At 58.1% G+C, this 17,302-nt stretch carries 23 protein-coding genes and 1 tRNA gene; 15 read left to right on the top strand and 9 right to left on the bottom strand.

Features of this window, described 5'->3' with window-relative positions; translation table 11 throughout:
• From CLU80_RS29995 to CLU80_RS29925, 14 genes are all read left to right on the top strand, one after another.
• Entirely contained in the window at window positions 1-750 is a 750-nt protein-coding gene (locus CLU80_RS29995; protein WP_099759307.1) for a phage minor tail protein L, read from the top strand.
• A 1-nt stretch (window position 751) separates the two neighbouring features.
• Window positions 752-1,507, top strand: coding sequence for a C40 family peptidase (locus CLU80_RS29990; RefSeq protein ID WP_099759306.1), 756 nt, complete (start codon window positions 752-754; stop codon window positions 1,505-1,507).
• 32 nt (window positions 1,508-1,539) lie between these two features.
• Window positions 1,540-1,761, top strand: a complete 222-nt coding sequence (locus tag CLU80_RS29985) for a hypothetical protein (protein WP_099759305.1) — start codon at window positions 1,540-1,542, stop codon at window positions 1,759-1,761.
• An 82-nt stretch (window positions 1,762-1,843) separates the two neighbouring features.
• Window positions 1,844-2,170, top strand: a complete 327-nt coding sequence (locus CLU80_RS29980) for a hypothetical protein (RefSeq protein ID WP_099759304.1) — start codon at window positions 1,844-1,846, stop codon at window positions 2,168-2,170.
• A 2-nt stretch (window positions 2,171-2,172) separates the two neighbouring features.
• Window positions 2,173-2,595: a hypothetical protein gene (locus CLU80_RS29975; protein WP_099759303.1), complete on the top strand. Its 423-nt coding sequence runs from the start codon at window positions 2,173-2,175 to the stop codon at window positions 2,593-2,595.
• Window positions 2,596-2,637: 42 nt separating this feature from the next.
• Window positions 2,638-3,246 (top strand): tail assembly protein, encoded by a 609-nt coding sequence (locus tag CLU80_RS29970; RefSeq protein WP_099759302.1) that lies wholly within the window; start codon window positions 2,638-2,640, stop codon window positions 3,244-3,246.
• Window positions 3,247-3,666: 420 nt separating this feature from the next.
• Window positions 3,667-7,134, top strand: a complete 3,468-nt coding sequence (locus CLU80_RS29960) for a TipJ family phage tail tip protein (protein ID WP_099759300.1) — start codon at window positions 3,667-3,669, stop codon at window positions 7,132-7,134.
• Window positions 7,135-7,142: 8 nt separating this feature from the next.
• Window positions 7,143-7,451: a hypothetical protein gene (locus CLU80_RS29955; RefSeq protein ID WP_099759439.1), complete on the top strand. Its 309-nt coding sequence runs from the start codon at window positions 7,143-7,145 to the stop codon at window positions 7,449-7,451.
• A complete protein-coding gene (locus CLU80_RS29950; protein WP_099759299.1) occupies window positions 7,451-8,131 on the top strand; it encodes a hypothetical protein in 681 nt (226 codons plus the stop codon). The genes CLU80_RS29955 and CLU80_RS29950 overlap by 1 nt, the downstream gene beginning before the upstream one ends.
• 35 nt (window positions 8,132-8,166) lie before the next feature.
• Window positions 8,167-8,805 carry a hypothetical protein gene (locus CLU80_RS30485; protein ID WP_286079810.1) on the top strand — a complete coding sequence of 213 codons (639 nt, stop codon included), beginning with the start codon at window positions 8,167-8,169 and terminating at the stop codon, window positions 8,803-8,805.
• A complete protein-coding gene (locus CLU80_RS29940; RefSeq protein ID WP_286079809.1) occupies window positions 8,802-9,197 on the top strand; it encodes a tail fiber assembly protein in 396 nt (131 codons plus the stop codon). The genes CLU80_RS30485 and CLU80_RS29940 overlap by 4 nt, the downstream gene beginning before the upstream one ends.
• Window positions 9,198-9,255: 58 nt before the next feature.
• The gene (locus CLU80_RS29935; protein ID WP_099759297.1) at window positions 9,256-9,678 is read left to right on the top strand and encodes a cell wall hydrolase; all 423 of its coding nucleotides are present in this window, start codon (window positions 9,256-9,258) and stop codon (window positions 9,676-9,678) included.
• Complete coding sequence (locus CLU80_RS29930) at window positions 9,678-10,184, top strand: lysis system i-spanin subunit Rz (protein WP_099759438.1); 507 nt, start codon at window positions 9,678-9,680, stop codon at window positions 10,182-10,184. Before CLU80_RS29935 ends, CLU80_RS29930 begins: the two co-directional genes overlap by 1 nt.
• A gap of 181 nt (window positions 10,185-10,365) precedes the next feature.
• Window positions 10,366-10,596, top strand: a complete 231-nt coding sequence (locus CLU80_RS29925) for a hypothetical protein (RefSeq protein WP_099759437.1) — start codon at window positions 10,366-10,368, stop codon at window positions 10,594-10,596.
• Here CLU80_RS29925 and CLU80_RS29920 read toward each other — a convergent pair whose 3' ends face one another.
• The 3 genes from CLU80_RS29920 to CLU80_RS29910 all read right to left on the bottom strand — a co-directional run bounded on the left by CLU80_RS29920 (window position 10,597) and on the right by CLU80_RS29910 (window position 12,318).
• The gene (locus CLU80_RS29920; protein WP_099759296.1) at window positions 10,597-11,277 is read right to left on the bottom strand and encodes an SOS response-associated peptidase family protein; all 681 of its coding nucleotides are present in this window, start codon (window positions 11,275-11,277) and stop codon (window positions 10,597-10,599) included.
• 22 nt (window positions 11,278-11,299) lie between these two features.
• Window positions 11,300-12,025, bottom strand: coding sequence for a hypothetical protein (locus CLU80_RS29915; RefSeq protein WP_099759295.1), 726 nt, complete (start codon window positions 12,023-12,025; stop codon window positions 11,300-11,302).
• Between the two features lie 83 nt (window positions 12,026-12,108).
• A complete protein-coding gene (locus tag CLU80_RS29910; protein WP_016774031.1) occupies window positions 12,109-12,318 on the bottom strand; it encodes a hypothetical protein in 210 nt (69 codons plus the stop codon).
• A gap of 253 nt (window positions 12,319-12,571) precedes the next feature.
• Between CLU80_RS29910 and CLU80_RS30480 the strand changes: the two genes are divergently transcribed.
• Window positions 12,572-12,649: transfer RNA gene (locus CLU80_RS30480), tRNA-OTHER, on the top strand.
• A gap of 423 nt (window positions 12,650-13,072) precedes the next feature.
• Here the strand turns inward: CLU80_RS30480 and CLU80_RS30475 are convergent.
• The 6 genes from CLU80_RS30475 to CLU80_RS29880 form a co-directional block, all read right to left on the bottom strand.
• Window positions 13,073-13,234: a hypothetical protein gene (locus CLU80_RS30475; RefSeq protein ID WP_177413104.1), complete on the bottom strand. Its 162-nt coding sequence runs from the start codon at window positions 13,232-13,234 to the stop codon at window positions 13,073-13,075.
• Between the two features lie 324 nt (window positions 13,235-13,558).
• Window positions 13,559-14,119: a fasciclin domain-containing protein gene (locus CLU80_RS29900; RefSeq protein ID WP_099759294.1), complete on the bottom strand. Its 561-nt coding sequence runs from the start codon at window positions 14,117-14,119 to the stop codon at window positions 13,559-13,561.
• A gap of 234 nt (window positions 14,120-14,353) precedes the next feature.
• Window positions 14,354-14,638, bottom strand: coding sequence for a hypothetical protein (locus CLU80_RS29895; RefSeq protein WP_093431037.1), 285 nt, complete (start codon window positions 14,636-14,638; stop codon window positions 14,354-14,356).
• Window positions 14,639-14,896: 258 nt separating this feature from the next.
• Entirely contained in the window at window positions 14,897-15,127 is a 231-nt protein-coding gene (locus CLU80_RS29890; protein WP_008082703.1) for a hypothetical protein, read from the bottom strand.
• Window positions 15,128-15,245: 118 nt separating this feature from the next.
• Window positions 15,246-15,476 carry a hypothetical protein gene (locus CLU80_RS29885; protein WP_099759293.1) on the bottom strand — a complete coding sequence of 77 codons (231 nt, stop codon included), beginning with the start codon at window positions 15,474-15,476 and terminating at the stop codon, window positions 15,246-15,248.
• A gap of 71 nt (window positions 15,477-15,547) precedes the next feature.
• Complete coding sequence (locus tag CLU80_RS29880; protein WP_099759292.1) at window positions 15,548-17,185, bottom strand: ABC-F family ATP-binding cassette domain-containing protein; 1,638 nt, start codon at window positions 17,183-17,185, stop codon at window positions 15,548-15,550.
• Window positions 17,186-17,302 lie beyond the last annotated feature (117 nt).

The following is a 17,302-nucleotide window of genomic DNA, read 5'->3' as shown; positions in this document are numbered from 1 at the left end:
ATGCCGCTGATCAGTGACATCCAGGTGCTTGAACCTGGCAGCGAAGTCCTGCTCTTTGAATTGGACGGCACGGACTACGGCGCGGACGTTCTGCGCTTCCACGGGCACGCGATTCCGCACACGGCGGCCGAGTTGATCTCCGCCGGCGACAATGCCGACCAACTGCCGGCGAAGGCAATCTACTGGCAGGGAAACGAGTACAGCGCCTGGCCGATGCAGATCGACGGCATCGAGGCGAACGGCGACGGCACAGCAGTTCGGCCCACACTGTCGGTCGGCAACGTCAACGGTCGCATCACCGCACTCTGTCTGGCATTCGAGGATCTGCTCGAGTTCAAGCTGACAATGCGGCACACGCTGGGCAGCTACCTCGATGCCGCCAACTTCCCGGCCGGCAACCCGACGGCAGATCCAACCCAAGAGACGATCGAGATCTGGTACATCGACCAGAAAACGAACGAGGACGGCGAGAATGTCAGTTGGGAGCTTGCCAGCCCGGGCGACGTTGGAAACGAGTCCATCGGCCGGCAGGCCACAACGCTGTGCCATTGGTGCCTCACCGGTGGTTATCGCGGGCCGAACTGCGGGTACACCGGGCCATACGTCACGAAAGATGGCGTCATCACCGACAATCCGGAACTGGACGAGTGCGACGCCACCTTGGGAAAAGGCTGCATCCCGCGCTTCGGCGAGGGAAACCCGCTGCCGTTCGGCGGCTTTCCCGCTGTATCCCTGATTGCAAGGAGCTGACATGCGAAAGCACATCTTGAATGCGATCCAGGAACACGCGGTCGCCGAGTACCCGAAAGAGTGCTGCGGGCTTCTTCTGGCGATCGGTCGCAAGCAACAATACTTCCCCTGCATCAATGTCTCGACTGAGCCGAACGAAGAGTTCCGTATCGACCCTGAACAGTACGCCAAGGCCGAAGACGCAGGCGAAGTAATCGGCGTAATTCATTCGCATCCGGACGCAACCAGCAGGCCGTCACCGCGTGACCTCGCCATGTGCGAAGCGACCGCAATGCCTTGGCATATCCTGAGCTGGCCGGAAGGAGACCTGCGCACCATCGTGCCGACCGGCGAGGTGCCGCTGCTGAAACGGCCATTTGTGCACGGGGCTTGGGACTGCTGGCAGGTGTGCGCCGATTGGTACAAGCGCGAGTGGGGGCTGGAATTCGAAGCATTCAAGCGCGCCGATGGCTGGTGGGAAAGCAAGGACAACACCAGCCTCTACGAGGCGAACTACGAGGCAGCCGGCTTCTACCGCGTCGACCAGCCGCAGCGCGGCGACATGATCGTGATGGAAGTGGGGCGCACCGTTTACCCGAACCACGCCGGAATATTCCTTGGCACTGATCCTGCGCTGCCCGGTGAGGATGCTGCCACTTTCGGCCCAGGTCCGTTCCTGCTGCACCACCTGTATGGCAGGCCATCTGAGGTCATTGTCTTCGGCGGGCCGTGGCTCGACCGCACACGACTGGTGCTGCGCCACAAGGGCGCGCAGTGATATCGTGGGACATTTCCACAGGAGTGACCTGCATGAAATTGATCGTAGGAGCGCTGGCGGTAGCGCTTCTGTTGGGGTGCTCCCACAAGAGGCAACCACTTGATAATCGTGACCCTTGCTTAGATTTCGGCCCCCCTGAAAGCTCAGGTTTTAAAGCCTGCTTAGATCGTCGAGCCCAAGCTCTGAAGGACCTTCTTGAGGGTACTGGTAGAAAACAGTATCAAATAGTTTTCGATGAGAAGGTCGATCCCTGACTCGAAATCACGAGCGCAACTGGAACTGGTATTGGAGCAGTAGCGCTGCGTGCCTTCAGCCGATCTGCAATCGGAGTCATAAATGGAGCTGCCTCGCTTAAACGAACTCCTTTTCGAGCACAATTGCGTAGCTGCGATCAAGCTCGAAATGGTGGATTTCAAGTATCGCCTCAGCCTGACTATGTCTTCCTCGGAAGATCCAGAAATCGAGGGTGTGACGGCTATTTTTCATGATGTCAGCTCACTGAACCTAAGCGGTTTCGGGGGCGGACTAACCCAATTCATGGACCTCGTCGTAACTCGCATCGACCGCGGTCTGGATAGAATCCGTTACGAGTTAAGGGATATCGAGGACGAAAAAATTTCGTTCTATTTCTTCACCTTCAGCGTGCGAGACCATAAGGAGTAAATATGCGGATTGTGATAGGGGCGTTGGCGGTAGCGCTGTTGGCGGGGTGTGCGACTTCGCCAACGCCTTCCAATGAAGCCAAGCAGGCGCCGGCCAGTCAGCTGTCGGCCTACCAGGCCAAGCCATCAGGGGCATATGGGACACTGCAAGTGATCCGTGACTCTGGGCAGACCGGTAGCCTTTGCGCGATGGCAGTTTTTATCGATGGCAAACAGGCCGCCAAGCTCGAGCCGGGCCAGAAAGCATCGTTCTACCTGCCGCCGGATTCGGTTTCAGTCGGCGCGGCTTACACCGGCTCAGGCATCTGCTCGATGGGGGCTGCGCGAGTGGAGCGGGAAGCGATCGTGAAAGACGGAGCGGTCAAGAAATACCGAGTTTTCACCGGAGGCGATGGGCAGATCGACATACTGCCCACGACCCTCTGAACAGACCGCCTTCGGGCGGTTTTTTATTGCCTGGAGAATGGCATGTGCTCAGCAATTACCTACACGCCGATGACGAAAGTGATGATGTCCGGTTCGCTCGCCAAGAAGTTTTTTCGAAGCAAGCAATTCCTTCTCGACGGCGGATCCGCCGTGGAAGTGTTCCGCGCGCTCAATGCAACCATCGACGGTTTCGCTGAAGAAATTAAACGGTTGGAGCGCCTTGGGCTGAAGTTTGCGATCTTTCGAAATCGCGCAAACATCGGGATGGATGGATTCGATCTCGGCGGTACGCGCGAAATTCGCATTGTTCCGGTGATTGCTGGGAGTAAGCGCGCCGGTGGACTGCAGACCATTATCGGCACAGTGATGATCGCCGCTGCCTACGTACTGTCGTTTACTCCGTTTGCAGCCGCATCGCCGTTTTTGTATGCGGCCGGCGCTTCGATGGCGATCGGCGGCGTGATCCAGATGCTCAGCCCTCAAGCCTCTGGCCTGAAGCAGAGCGCATCCCCCGAGAACTCCCCGTCCTACGCCTTCGGCAGCGCCAAGAACACCACGGCCAGCGGCAACCCGGTACCGATCTGCATCGGCGAACGCCGGTGGGGCGGGATGATTATCTCGGCCTCGATCCTGGCTGAAGACAAAGTGTAAAAAGTTTATGGCTGAGGGGAGGCGGAAGGGCGCGGTTGCTTCTTAAAGTTTGAGGTCCGAATGTACCTGGCAAGCATCCATAATCCGCTACCAACTGCGGCAAACACTAGAGCGAAAATCAATTCGGCCAATCCCTGACCAATCTGTTGGGGCGTTACATATCTGGAGAGCATTTTTACCGAAGAGGTGATGATTGTGTATGCAGTGAAAATCCACAACACGGCTGAAATTGCGTACACCGGAAGCGAAAGGATTGTTCGTAGCCAAGTTGGAGCTTTTTTCATCAGCACTTATTTCCTTGATGACTGAGTCGAGCGCCTCATCGTAGGAGGGCTCAGCATGCGAATTCTATCATCACGACTTTTACAGAAATGCCATTAGGCCGCCCGCGAGGCGGTTTTTTTATGCCTGGAGGAAAGCATGGGCGCAGCGGAACAGATGGAAATCCACGGCGAGAAGGGCGGCAGCAGCAAGCCGAAGTCGCCGACCGAAGCCAGCGACAGCCTGCGCTCGACCAACCTGGCCAAGCTGCTGATTGCCGTGGGCGAGGGTGAGTTCGACAGCGTCCCGACCGATTACGACATCTACCTGGACAACACGCCGATCCGCGATGCCAGCGGCAACTACAACTTCCCGAATGTGAAGTGGGACTGGCGTCCGGGCTCGGTGGATCAGACGTACATCCCCGGCATTCCTTCGGTGGAGAACGAGACGTCCCTGAACATTGAGCTGCGCAGCGATTCGCCATGGGTGCGCTCGATCACCAACACTCAGCTATCCGCCGTGCGCATGCGGTTGGCCTGGCCAGCGCTGCAACGGTCTGATGACCAGGGCAACGTCGGCGGCTACCGGATCGAGTACGCAATTGACGTGGCCACCGACGGCGGCGCCTATCAGCAGGTGCTGGTGGACGCCGTCGATGGCAAGACCACCACGCGCTACGAGCGCTCGCGCCGCATCGATCTACCGGACGCCACCACCGGCTGGCAGATCCGCGTGCGCCGCCTGACGGCGAACCAGAACACCAACAAGATCGCCGACACCATGCTGGTGGCCGGTTACACCGAAGTCATCGACGCCAAGCTGCGCTACCCGAACACCGCGCTGCTTTACATCGAGTTCGACGCCGAGCAGTTCACCAACATTCCGGCCGTCACTGTGAAGTGCAAGGCTCGGCGCTGGATGGTGCCGAGCAACTACGACCCGATTCAGCGCACCTACACAGGGACGTGGGACGGCTCGATGAAGTCGGCCTGGACCAATAACCCGGCGTGGATCACCTACGGCGTGTGCACCGAAGACCGATTCGGCCTGGGCAAGCGAATCAAGCCTTTCATGGTCGACAAGTGGGAGCTTTACCGGATCGCGCAGTACTGCGACCAGCTGGTGCCGAATGGATTGAATGGCGTCGAGCCGCGCTTCCTCTGCGATATGAACCTGCAGGGCAAGGCCGACGCCTGGTCGCTGTTGCGTGATATCTCGGCGATTTACCGGGGCATGACGTACTGGGCGCAAGGTCAACTGGTGATGCAGGCGGACATGCCGCGCGCGCAGGACTTCGACTACGTCTTCACCCGGGCCAACGTCATCGACGGCAAGTTCTCGTACGGCAGCGCCTCGGCGAAAACCCGGTACACCCGAGCACTGGTCAGCTACGACAACCCGGCGAACAACTACGACACCGACGTCATCCCGTTCGCTGACTTGGATCTGCAGCGCCGCTACGGCGACCGGCCAACAGAGCTGAGCGCGATCGGCTGCACGCGCGCATCCGAGGCTCAGCGCCGTGGCAAGTGGGCGATCTTGAGCAACAACCAGGACCGCACTGTGTCGTTCAAGACCGGCATGGAGGGAGTGATTCCATTGCCGGGTCACATCATTCCTGTGGCTGACTCGTTGCTGGCGGGTCGTGAAGTCGGCGGCCGGATCTCGGCGGTGGCGGGGCGGGTGATTACCCTCGATCGCGATACTCAGGCCAAGGCCGGCGACCGGCTGATCATCAATCTCCCGGGCGGCCGCGCCGAAGGCCGCACAGTGCAGAGCATCAACGGTCGCGCGGTGACAGTCACGGTCGCCTACAGCGAACCGCCGGTGGTGCAGTTGCAGTGGGCACTCGATGCCGATGACCTGGCCATTCCGCTGTACCGCGTGCTGCGCACCAAGCGCACCACCGAAGGCGACTACGAAATCAGCGCGCTCCAGTTCGAACCAAGCAAGTTCGCATTCATCGACACTGGCGCTCGCCTTGAAGAACGCCCAATCAGCGTGATCCCGATTACGGTTGTTCCGGCGCCGGCGAGCGTTACGCTGTCGTCGACTTCATCGGTTGTGCAGGGTCTGGCCGTGGCCACCATGACGATCAGTTGGCCGGCCGTGGATGGCGCGGTCGGCTACGACGTCGAATGGCGCAAGGACAGCGGGAACTGGATCAAGCTGCAGCGCACCGGGACGACCAACGTTGATGTGGTCGGCATTTATGCCGGTGCCTACGTGGCCCGCGTTCGCGCGGTGAGCGCGTTCGATATCACGTCGCCGTGGCGCAACTCAATCCTGACCAACCTCAGCGGGAAGCAGGGGTTGCCACCGGCGCTGGCGTTCCTGACCGCAACACCGTTGCTGTTCGGCATCTATCTCAAGTGGGGCTTCCCTGCTGGCGCAGAGGATAGTCAGCGCACGGAGATCTGGTACGGCCCGACGACTGAATTGGATGCCGCGACCAAGCTGACAGACTTGGCCTATCCGCAGAGCGATTTCTCAATGCTCGGGCTTGCCGCCGGCGTGACCTTCTATTTCTGGGGTCGCATCGTCGACAAGATCGGCAGCATCGGGCCGTGGTACCCGGTCGGCCTCGGTGTGCAGGGGCAATCCAGTTCTAATGCTGGCGACATTCTGGAAATGATCGCCGGCCAGATCGGGCGAACGGAGTTGGGTGAGGAAATCCTCACCGAGATCGACAAGATTCCTGGCCTTCAAGAGCAGATCGACAATATCGCCGACGCGCTCGAGTACGACCCTGCACTGACCTATCTCAAGGGCGACACCGTTCGAGTTGGTCGACGTCTCTATCAGGCTGAGCAAGCGGTACCAATCAACACGCCGCCGCCGAACCCAACATACTGGGTGGATATCGGCCAAGTGCTGGAAGAGGCGAACGCGCTGGCCGCTCAGGTTTCGCAAAACACCTTGGAAATTGAACAGCAGGGCGATCAGTTGACCGCGCAGGCGATCAAGCTCGACGGTGTTTACGTCCAGGTGAATCCCTCGCTCGCAGGTGACACAGATGGCTTCGCTGGCTCTGACCAGGTTTATGTTGGGGTTTGGTCTGAACAGTCTGCGCGGTTGGAGGATGGGATAGCTACGGCCAAGCGCGTTGATACTGTTCAGGCTGAGGTGAACCAAAACAGCGCAACCGTGCAAACGGTCAGCCAGTCCGTAGCCACGCTGGACGGAAAGGTTTCAACAAGCTGGTCAGTAAAGATGCAGGTCACCGCCAACGGGCAATATGTGGCGGCTGGTATCGGTCTTGGCATCGAAAACGGCCCGGCAGGGTTACAAAGCCAGTTTCTGGTCAGCGCTGACCGGTTCGCCATCGTCAACACCATTGCCGGCGGCGCCATCTCGGTGCCGTTCGCGGTGCAGGGCGGACAGGTCTTCATGAACTCGGCATTCATTCAGGACGCCTCGATCGGAAACGCCAAGATTGGTTTCTTTCTTCAGTCGGACAATTACATTGCGGGCGTTCAAGGATGGCGTATCGACAAGGCCGGCAACTTCGAGCTGAACAGTCCGTTGGGGGGAGGCGCTCGTCAGGTCATCAACAACAACGGCGGTAAGGTGTTCGATGAGAACGGCGTGAAGCGCTATCAGTGGGGGAATCTAAACGCATGAGTTACGGCATACGAATCTGGGGCGCCGACGGGGCGCTCCAGCTGGATGAGAATTCTTTCACCATTCGAGTTGCCTTGTCGACGCTTGTCACTTTCCCGGTCGGCCCGAAAAGTAGTCAGGACTTTTCCGTCCCCGGCGTCGGCCCTGGAAATGGAACCGCTATCGTGATTCCCAACGGCACGTATGACAGCAATCAGATGCAGTTCGAGACTGAAATGCTCGATGGTGTGGCGCGAGTTTATAACCACACGCGAACCTACGCTGCGAGCAACGTTTCGTCCGGAACGATGCGCTTGATCGTAATGAGGTGGAGCTGATGAGTTACGGAGTTCAGTTCACCAATAACAACAACGTTGTGACTTTGGATTCGGAGTTTTCAAGGTTGATGGTGATCGCGTCAGGGCGTTATACGCCCACGCAGGAAGCGGGCCTCGGTTCGGTGACCACGTTTGCGCGACCAGTCACTTCCCAAGAGCCCCCTCTGGTGTTCGTTCGCCCCGACACTTTCAACGGTGTAGCAGGGCTTTGCCGGATGAGGTTGCTTGGATCTGCAGGTAACTGGACTGGCTTTTATGTCAGGGCATACGACGTCAATGCTGCCGGTCTGAATGGGCGATATTTTGTAGCTGCGTTCGGTGCTCAGCCAGTGGCGCAGTACGGAATGAGGTTGTGGGATGCCGGCGGAAATCTGCTGTTTGACTCTGGTACGCCTAACGCAACATTCACCCGAGCATTTCAGAACTGGAACTACGTCCGCTACGACACCAGCCAGCAGGGGCTGACACGCATTTTCTATAGCGTCCCGTTCAACTTTCCAGAGAACGAATTCATGCTGTTGAACACTTTCGGCATGCCAATGACTTCGGGGAGTGGGATTCCGCGCGAGCTTTACTGCTGGTGGGATTTCCCCAACAGCACTCTCTATGCCATCACCGTTGCCGCATCGAACCCCTTCGCGTTCTTCCTCCCAGCTGTGTTTGCCAAGATGAGCGCGTGAGCGAACGCAATTAACCAATAAAATCAGGATTTTTTATGGCAAAGCAGACGATCAATCTCGGCACTGCTCCTTCGGGCGTGGGCGGTGATACGCCACGCAGTGCTTTTACCAAAACCCAGAGCAACTTCGACGAACTCTACGCCGCGCTGGGTGCAAGCGGCAGCCCTGTCGCTCTTCCGGCATCACTGCCAGTTTCCATGGGCGGTACCAGTGGCAAGACCCCGACTGAAGCGAGAGCAGGGATCGGCGCCCAGGCGGCGGACACCACTCTGACAGAGCTTTCCGGTACCGGTTTCGTTAAGAAATTCTCGGACAACAGCCAACTGACGACCACGGGCTGGCGCCGGATGCCCGATGGCGGGATCAATCAATGGGGGCTAATCGCGCTTTCTGCTGTCGGGGCGTTTAACCCGCAGACGATCGGCGGGCAGACCTGGTACACGCACTTCTACATCGTCACGCTGCCGACCAGCTACGCGTCTGCGCACCACAGCATCGTCGCGAGCCTCAACGGTGCGCCGTCCTACGCTCAATCTGCAATGACACCATTCTTTCTGACCACTGATAAACGTACCAGCAGTGCGACAGAAAGCCTTACTTCATTCACGGTCGGCATCTGCACGCCGGTCACTGGATGGATCCCCTACCTGAACTTCCGGAGTCGCGGAAAATGACGATGTTCTATTCGCCCAACACTGGCGGTTTCTACGATGACAGCTTCAAGCCATCCGACGCAATCGAGCTGGGAGACGAGGAGTACGCAAGCCTGGTCGCCAACCAGCGCGGGAACGGTTTTACCGTCAATGAGGGCGTTGTCGTGGTTGCTGAGCCACTCGAACCTCCTGTAAAGACCCCGGAACAGATGCGCGCAGAACTGGAGAGCAAACGCGATTTATTGCTGGGCGTTGCCGGCCTGCGCATCAGCCCACTGCAGGACTCGGTCGACCTGGGCAAGGCTACAGAATCCGACCTCGCCGCATTGAATGTTTGGAAGCAGTATCGAGTGGATGTAAATCGAGTCGACCTGAGTCTTGAATCGGTAATCTGGCCACCGATGCCAGAATGATTTATCTGCAAGCCCGCACCCGCCATCGAGCGGGTATTTTTTTGCCTGGAGAAAAGTGATGACTGCAACTGAAAAAGACCGCGACATCCTCGCCCGCACGCTTTACGGCGAGGCCCGCGGAGAAGGAACGGCCGGCCAGATAGCCGTGGCCTGGACGATCCGCAACCGTGTGTTCGATGGCAAGACCAATTCGTGGTGGGGCGAGGGCTATGCCGGTGTGTGCCAGAAGCCTTACCAGTTCAGCTGCTGGAACAAGACCGATCCAAATTATCAGTTCCTGATCGGCGTGAAGCAGATCCCGTTCCGCGAGCTGGCGCAGTGCCGGATCGCTGCTGACCAGGTGATCGACGGCAAGGTTCCGGATCCAACCGGCGGCGCTACGCATTACTACGCGACCAGCATCAAGGCGCCGGCATGGGCGACGAAGGCGAAACAGACGCTCAAGCTGGGCGGGCACGTCTTCTTTAAGGACGTTCCGTGATAGCCGTGCCGTGGAAATTGGTCGGCGTGCTGGCGCTGGTGCTGATCGGCGCTGGCAGTGCCTGGCAGTTTCAGGACTGGCGCTACGGAAAGCAGTTGGCCGAGCAGGCCCGGCAGCACACCGAAACCCTCAATCAACTGACTCAGACCGCCGCTACCGCGCAACAGGCCGAGCAAGATAAGCGGTTGGCGCTCGAGCAGCGATTGGCGGCAAGCGAGCAAACCCACTTCAGGAAAATGAGTAATGCCCAACGTGACCAAGATCGCCTGCGCGATCGCCTTGCCACTGCTGATCTGCGGCTGTCAGTCCTCATCGACGCAGCCGACGCTGCCAAAGGCTGCGACGTGCCAGCCACCGCCAGCGCCGGCGGCGTGGATCATGGAGCCGTACGAGCCCGACTTGACCCGACGCATGCTCAACGAATTATCGCCATCACCGACACCGGCGACCGTGGACTGATCGCTCTACAGGCCTGCCAGGCATACGTGAATAATCTGCGGCAGTGATGGCGCCGCGCCATTCTTGCGAGGTCGCAAGCCGTGAACCATCATTTAGACTCGGACGGGATGAATGGTGAACATGGACAAGCAGCTGGCGGGCTACTCAATTTTGATGACGATTATTTGGGTTTCAGTCGTTCTTTCCATCATGTATTGGATGTCGTAGTGAAGGTAATAGGTGGCTGACGTGGAAGGCGTGGTGCTGAGCGAGAAGATGCAGAGAGAAGCGGATCGGCTGCTGGCGCAGATTGTCCGGGCTGATTCGATGATCATCGCTGTGAAGGCGGGGGCACGGGCAGATGGCTTCGTGCTGGGGCTGGAAACCGGTGGCGTGTTGCGCACCGGCGATGCTGAGCGTCTTTACATCGTTTTTGAAGCAGCGCTGGTGGAGCGCCTGAAGACCCTGGCCCGGAGCTGATCATCCGACCGGTTTGATCAGGTCCGGGCCTTGGTTGTGGACATTCCCTACCGCCCGGTCAACCTTGAACCACTCGAAAACTTCTGTCGGCTCGCCCTGGTGTAGCACCATCTGTTCGGCGCGCTCTTTCGGCGTGGCCGGGTCCAGCCATTCCCGTGCAAGCTCCGGAGAAAGTGCCACCGGCCGACGGTCATGGATGTCGACCATCCCACCGGCACTGTCGGCGGTGATGATCACGAAGCCGTCGTGCTCACCGGGGCCATGTTCTTCATTCGGGTATTGGCCGATGGCGGCGCAGAGTATCGGCGACTGATCCCGATGCCTGATCAAGTAGGGCTGCTTCTTTGGCCCACCTTCGTCGACCCACTCAAACCAATTGTTGATCGCGATGATTGCGCGATGTGGCCAGATTGCGCGAAAGAACGGGCCGTGGGCGACTTTCTCAACTCGTGCATTGATCGGCGCCGCGCGATCCTTGGCCAAGTGCGGGCGCCATCCCCAACGGACCATATCGGCATGCAGGAACTGGCCTTCCTGGTGAAAGAGAGCGAGCTGCGCAGTCGGCGCGGCGTTGTACCGTTCGAAGGGCTGCCCCCCGGTCGAGTTGATCAGGGCGTTCGGCATGCTGAGCGCCGCCACGAAGTCGTGAATGCCGCTGTATTGGGAAAGTCGTCCGCACATTGCCAAGCCCTCGCATGATCTATCAGCGTAGACCCGACGGCGCGGGCTTCGTTACAAAACCTTTTCCGGCGCAGTTCGGACAGTCCTCCCGGGCATCAAAGCGATCGAGGCAGGCGGGGCACATGCAGAAGACCGCCGACTCAATGTGAGGCCGCACCTTTTCAAAGGTGCGCAGATCCCGTTCTTCATGCGCGACTTGCGCTGCATCTATAAGCGCCCGGTAAGCATCAGCATCGGAAATTGGTCGGTGCGTTACGCCAGCGATCATTCGTTCGGTCTCTACCAACTGATATCGGCGACCATTCATTTCCAACACAAGGCCTGAAATCCGTCCAGTCTTCGGAGAAAGACCCAAGGTCAGCCGCACACCGTCCGCGTCAGAGTAGACCTTGCCGTCATAAGCGAAGGAAGCGCCGCGTGGTTCATCACTTTCGAAGTTGAAGATTGACCGGCTGATAGTGCCCAGCAGATTCCCGTTGTCGATCTGAACGACGTCATAGGTCGAGGCGCCGCGGTAGTGCCCGGACGAGTTCTGCAGCTCCTCGACGGCATGCCAGTACGCTGCGTCTGCCATTTCGTTCATGTCGAACCGTTCAAGCTGGTCGATCAGCCCCTCATCGCGGAGCGTAGCTGCCATCTCGTGAAGGGTTTCCCGATGCCCCTCTGGGTTTTGCATACGGAAGTCCTGATCGTCGAGAGTCGTGCGCCATCGCTGGAGCCGTAGGGTTTTTGCCTGGTCGAAATTCATGCTGCGGGATTCGCTGTACAAATGCTGTATGCATGTACAGTAATCGAGTCGAGGCAGGTGGGCGAGGGGGAGGCGACGAGCTGTCAGTCGGGCGTCATTAAAACTGCCAAGGTCATCTTGATGAACTCTTCATTTTTGTCGATTGCCCAGAGGGCGCCGCGGACGTTCTCGGCGACGTCGGCCGATCCGCGCTGCTCGACCCAATTCGACAGCTCCATGATGGCTGCCTCGAGGGCGAGTTGGTTTTCGTTGATCTTGAAAAGCAGGGAAGGCAGTAGGTCTGAGTTTGGCATTTTGGTTTCCTCCTTGGACGAAACCAGAGTAGCAGGGGGATTCATTGTCGGCAGGACGCCGGAGGAGGGCAAACAGCTGGATCATGCAGAATCGGCATACCGCGAGCATGCAGTAGCCGATAAAACGAGAGACTTTAAACGGATTTCAGAGCCTTTTTCCGGTCCGCAATCATTTCAAGGTATGCGGAGACATTGGGCTGCATGACAGGCTTTCGAGCTTGATTGCGGACCAGAAAACATATCACAGGGTGCGGCCTGATTGATTTTCACTCGGGACTTAAAATCCCCCGCTCGTAAGGGCGTGCCGGTTCGATTCCGGCTTCGGGCACCATCTTAAATCAAGGGTTTGCGGGCGAAAGGTGATGCAAGCCCTTGTTTGTTTCTGGTCCACAATCATTTGGTTGGCATTGCTGTTTGCCCTTGCGATTCCTGATGTATGGCTCGGTCATTATCACGGTCGTACACTCAAGTTGATTCCCCGCCTGCAAAATCTCACGCTGGACTCTGCCTTGTCTGTACCTGCCTTGGCGCGCAAATCTTGCCTCTGAAACTCAGCCTTAAGCCATCCGTTCCGCTGGTCGCCGTTGGGCGCGGAGGGGAATGCATTCAGGTGGTGTGCCAGCGGTTTGATACGAGGCGGTTGTCATAGCTCGCAGTTTCATCCAAATCTCTCGATTGCCCAGCGGCTAATATCTGCAAGCTGCATGGCGTTACGAAAAGATGCCCGGACGTAGCCGGGCTTTTAGGGAAGAGTTCAGCGCGAATCCGCTTCTTTCGGAGAACGAGACGAAGTTTTTTCACTTCGTCTCCGAAGCCAGCTAAAGAACGCGTGTACCGGATGCAGGAAGGCCACAAGCACGCCGATGAGCATGATGATGAAGATGGACACAAGCGGGATGCTTTCGTGCGAGAACATGGTGGGTTACTCCTGTAGTCACTATGTCGGAACCCGCAGCCTAGACGCATCGAACCATGTTATCGATGAACGTATATTCATCCTTCAGCGCCTCGGTTGTGCTACAGCCAGGCTCACCAGTCAGGCGGTATCTGGAAATCAGCGAGCAACCAAAAGACCCTCCCGAGTTGGCTGGGTTATTTGAAATTTGGTTCGTAAAACATTCGCTGTATCGCCGCGCAACCGCCAGACAAAACCATTTGCTCAATGCTAAATCCGCTTGTGAAGTGCCTGTTCGGGTATTAGCACCCGGCAAACTGTGCGTCCGCCGGGAACCCGGTGCGTTTAAGGCATCAAGACAGAATCGACAACGTGGATCACGCCGTTTGACTGCATCACGTCTGCGATGCTGATACTTGCCTTACCGCCTTTGGCGTCCACCACCCATAGCTTGCCTTCGTACAGCTTGATACTCAGCGACTCACCTTGAACGGTTTTCAGCATAACGGTGCCGCCGTTCTTTTTGGCCTCGGCCATTATTTGTGTGGATGTGTGAGTGCCGGGCACAACATGGTAGGTCAGGATTTTGGTCAGATCGGCTTTGTGTTCAGGCTTTACCAGCGTGTCGACGGTGCCTGCCGGAAGCTTCGCAAACGCTTCGTTTGTCGGAGCGAAGACGGTGAATGGACCTTTGCTGTTGAGCGTATCAACCAGCCCGGCAGCCTTGACCGCCGCTACAAGTGTCGTGTGATCCTTCGAGTTGACTGCGTTCTCAACGATGGTTTTAGTGGGGTACATCGCTGCTCCTCCGACCATCACCGAGTCGGCGGCAAAGCTGAGCGTTGCAGTTACACAGAGAATGGCGAAGCAGGCTGCTGCAGCAATTTTTTTGTAAAAGGCATGCATGATGTATCTCCTTGGCTCTTGTGCCCTCCGAGTGAGGGTATTGGATCTACGAGCCAGCGATCAAAATGGATGCATCGGTTGTTGAAATGATTTTGTGAGTGCTGTCCGTGTCAGGCTTTTGTCCTGGTACTGGTGGCCGCTCATAAAGGTGTGCCGGTTCGGCCACCCTGAATAGCAAAGGCCTGCATGAGTTTCCTCATGCAGGCCTTTTTTGTGCCTTGCTTAAACGCACTGCTAGACGAATGCTTGCCCACTAAAGCCGCGAGGCAAGCGCTGAAGGCCGGCCATTGCAGTCAGGCGCTCGATCCACTCTGCGCGCCAGTTGGTTGCGCCGTGGGAGGTTTTGGCCTGACGGGCCATCCGGCGGGTGGCGTTGCGCTGATCCTTTCGCGCCTGTTTGTAGGCATCGGTATTGCGGCAACTGCGGCACTTCACGCGATTGAGTTCGCGGCTTGCCGACAGTTGTTTGCCTTTATGGCCGCAGGCCAGATGCCCGTCGACGTTGAAATGGATAACCATAACTGTCTCCTTTGCGACATGTATAAGTTATGACAACTCACGCACGGCAACCGTTCGCCATTTGGGCGCTGGCCAAAAAAACACCCACATGCGGGCGGGAGAGGGCGTTACTTTGCAAAGGAGTGATTTCACTGTCGTCGCGCAGATGCAGTCGTCACGTGAAAAACTGGAAAAATAGACATTACGGGCAGACACAAGCGCGGTGACTCCTGTGTCACCGCTAATGAGCAAATTCCTGACACCCTGGCCGGGTCGATGTCATCTGAACCGAGGCAGTGGCCGATCAACAGGCTTTAGCGCCGACAGCGTGTTGCGAATCAGCGGAGCATCCTTCTCGATGTCGTTCAGCCGGTCTCGGATGCGCAGGGCGGTGGGGTGTCCACCTTGGTGATCGACCCAGTCGGCGATCTCTTTGCAAGCGGCGGCGAGGCGCGCTTGTCGAGCGTCGAGCAGGGTGAGGAGGGTGGTGATGGACTCTTTTTCGGACATGGAACACCTCCGTTCTATGAAACCTGAGCTGCAGCAAAAAGCCCGCGTGTTGCGAGCCTTCTGCCGTGGGGCGCTGCTCCTTCAGCTGGTTTCAGTATAGACCCGCTTCTGATCGGCATCAGCCTGAAGACTGGCGGGCCGCTGATGGGGAACTCGCTGCGTTGAGGCGTCTGCATTCACGTCCTGCTTCACCCTCCGTGTCGTAGCCATCGCCGATGAAACCGCCAGTACGTGTGTCGCAGATGCGAAACCAGCTAGTGGCTTTCGCGGGATCATGCTGGCTGTCTTCGGCACGTCGACCGTAAATAATGATCTTGTTGCAACGCTTCACGACGAAAATGTCTTCCATGGCGTCACCGCAGCTGATTCGTGTCAGATCAACTATAGAAGCCCTCGGCAATCGTGCAAAAAATAGGCAGGTCAGCTCGTCGGTTGCCAGCGCCAGCCTTCGGGGTGCCAGGTCAAACAATGGCTTGGGTTTAACGCCTGTAAAAACGCTTGATCGTGGGAAATCGCGACAATCGCTCCGGGAAATGCCTGCAAGGCGTGTTCGAAAGCGTGCACCGACGCCAGGTCCAGATGATTGGTGGGCTCATCCAGCAGCAGTAATTGCGCGGGCGTCTGGCGCCACAACGCCAGCGCAAGGGCTGCTTTCAAGCGTTCGCCGCCACTGAGTGAGGCGCACGGGCGGTTAACGCGTTGTGCGTCGAGTTGCAGATGAGCGAGAAAGCAGCGCAACTCACCTTCGCTCAAAAGTGTTTGCTGTGCCTGCAACTGATCGACAATCGACGTGTGATCATCCAGCAGCTTCAGTTGTTGGTCGAGAAAGGCAAAAGGTACGTGCGTGGTGCACTCGCCACTTACCGGCGCCCATTCACCTGCCAGCAATTTCAACAGCGTCGATTTGCCACAACCGTTGTGACCGCTGACAGCGATGCGCATCGGTCCTTGAATGGCGAGGTCAAGGCGGGTGGTGGGCGCATCTGCCGGTAACCATGGCAAGCACGCGTCGATCAGCGTGCACACCCGCCGATTGCTCGGCACCACGCTGCCCGGCAGATTGATCAGCACGCCGTCGGCGGGCAGGACGTTTTCGTACGCCTCGCGAACACGCTGATCCAGATCGGCCTTGCGTGCCTGGTGACCGACTTTTACCTGCCCCATGATGTCCCGCGCAGCGGCTTTCAACGCTGCCCGCTCGAAGCCCGAAACGTTGGCACTTTGTGCGTGGCGACGGCTGCCGGCCGCGTGGCGCTGGATCGTGTCGTGCTCGCGTTGCAGCCGCGTACGTTCGCGCTGACGTTCGATACGGACCTGATCGAGCTGTGCCTGCGCCGCCTGTTGATGGATCCTGCGTTGCTCGGTGAAATCCGAAAACCTTCCGCTGAAAACTGTTACTCCCAACGCCGTGAGTTCGACAATTCGCTGCATCTGCTCCAGAAGCTGGCGGTCGTGACTGACGATAATCAGGCCGCCACGCCAGCGCTCAAGCAGGCTCATCAGCCATTGCCGACCGGCGCTGTCGAGGTGATTGGTGGGCTCGTCGAGCACCAGCAATGGCGCCTGACTCAGCAGTGCGCCGATCAAAGCGATTCTGGCTTGCTGGCCACCGCTGAGGTGCTCCGTCAGATCCGACCCGGTGAGGTCGGTCAGCCCGGCCCCATCGAGCATCTGGCGCAAGCGCTCGGCCAGATCCCAGCGTTCATCGATGAGGTCGAAGTCGTGCGCAGTGGCAGCACCGCATCTTAGTCGCTCCAGTGCGCTGAGCGCCGGGGCCGTCCCCGTTACATCGGCGACGGTTTGCCCGGGTGTGGCGATGAACGTTTGTGCGACGTAATGCACGCAAACCGAGCGTGCCACGCTGCCGGTGCCGGGTTGTAACTGCCCGGCAATCAAACGTGCAAGCACGCTTTTGCCAACACCATTGCGCCCGACGATCGCAGTCGGTTGATGATCGAAAGTCAGGTTCAGGTCTTCAAACAGTGTTGCGCCATTGGCGAACTGAAAGCCCAGTTGATTCAGGGAAACGAGTGCGGGTGTACGCGAGACGTGAGTCATCGGCACCTCCAAAAAATGTCGTGAAAACTGACAAGCGCCGAGAACGGCGTGTCGCGATTACATTTTTAGAAGGCTGGATTGTTCACTGCTGCGGTCGTCCGAAGGAGGAGAGGTCGC

The sequence above is a fragment of the Pseudomonas sp. 29 genome, from assembly GCF_002754355.1.
GTDB lineage: Bacteria > Pseudomonadota > Gammaproteobacteria > Pseudomonadales > Pseudomonadaceae > Aquipseudomonas > Aquipseudomonas neuropathica.
The sequence above is the reverse complement of the archived record's forward strand: the minus strand, read 5'-3'. Positions and strand labels throughout refer to the sequence as shown.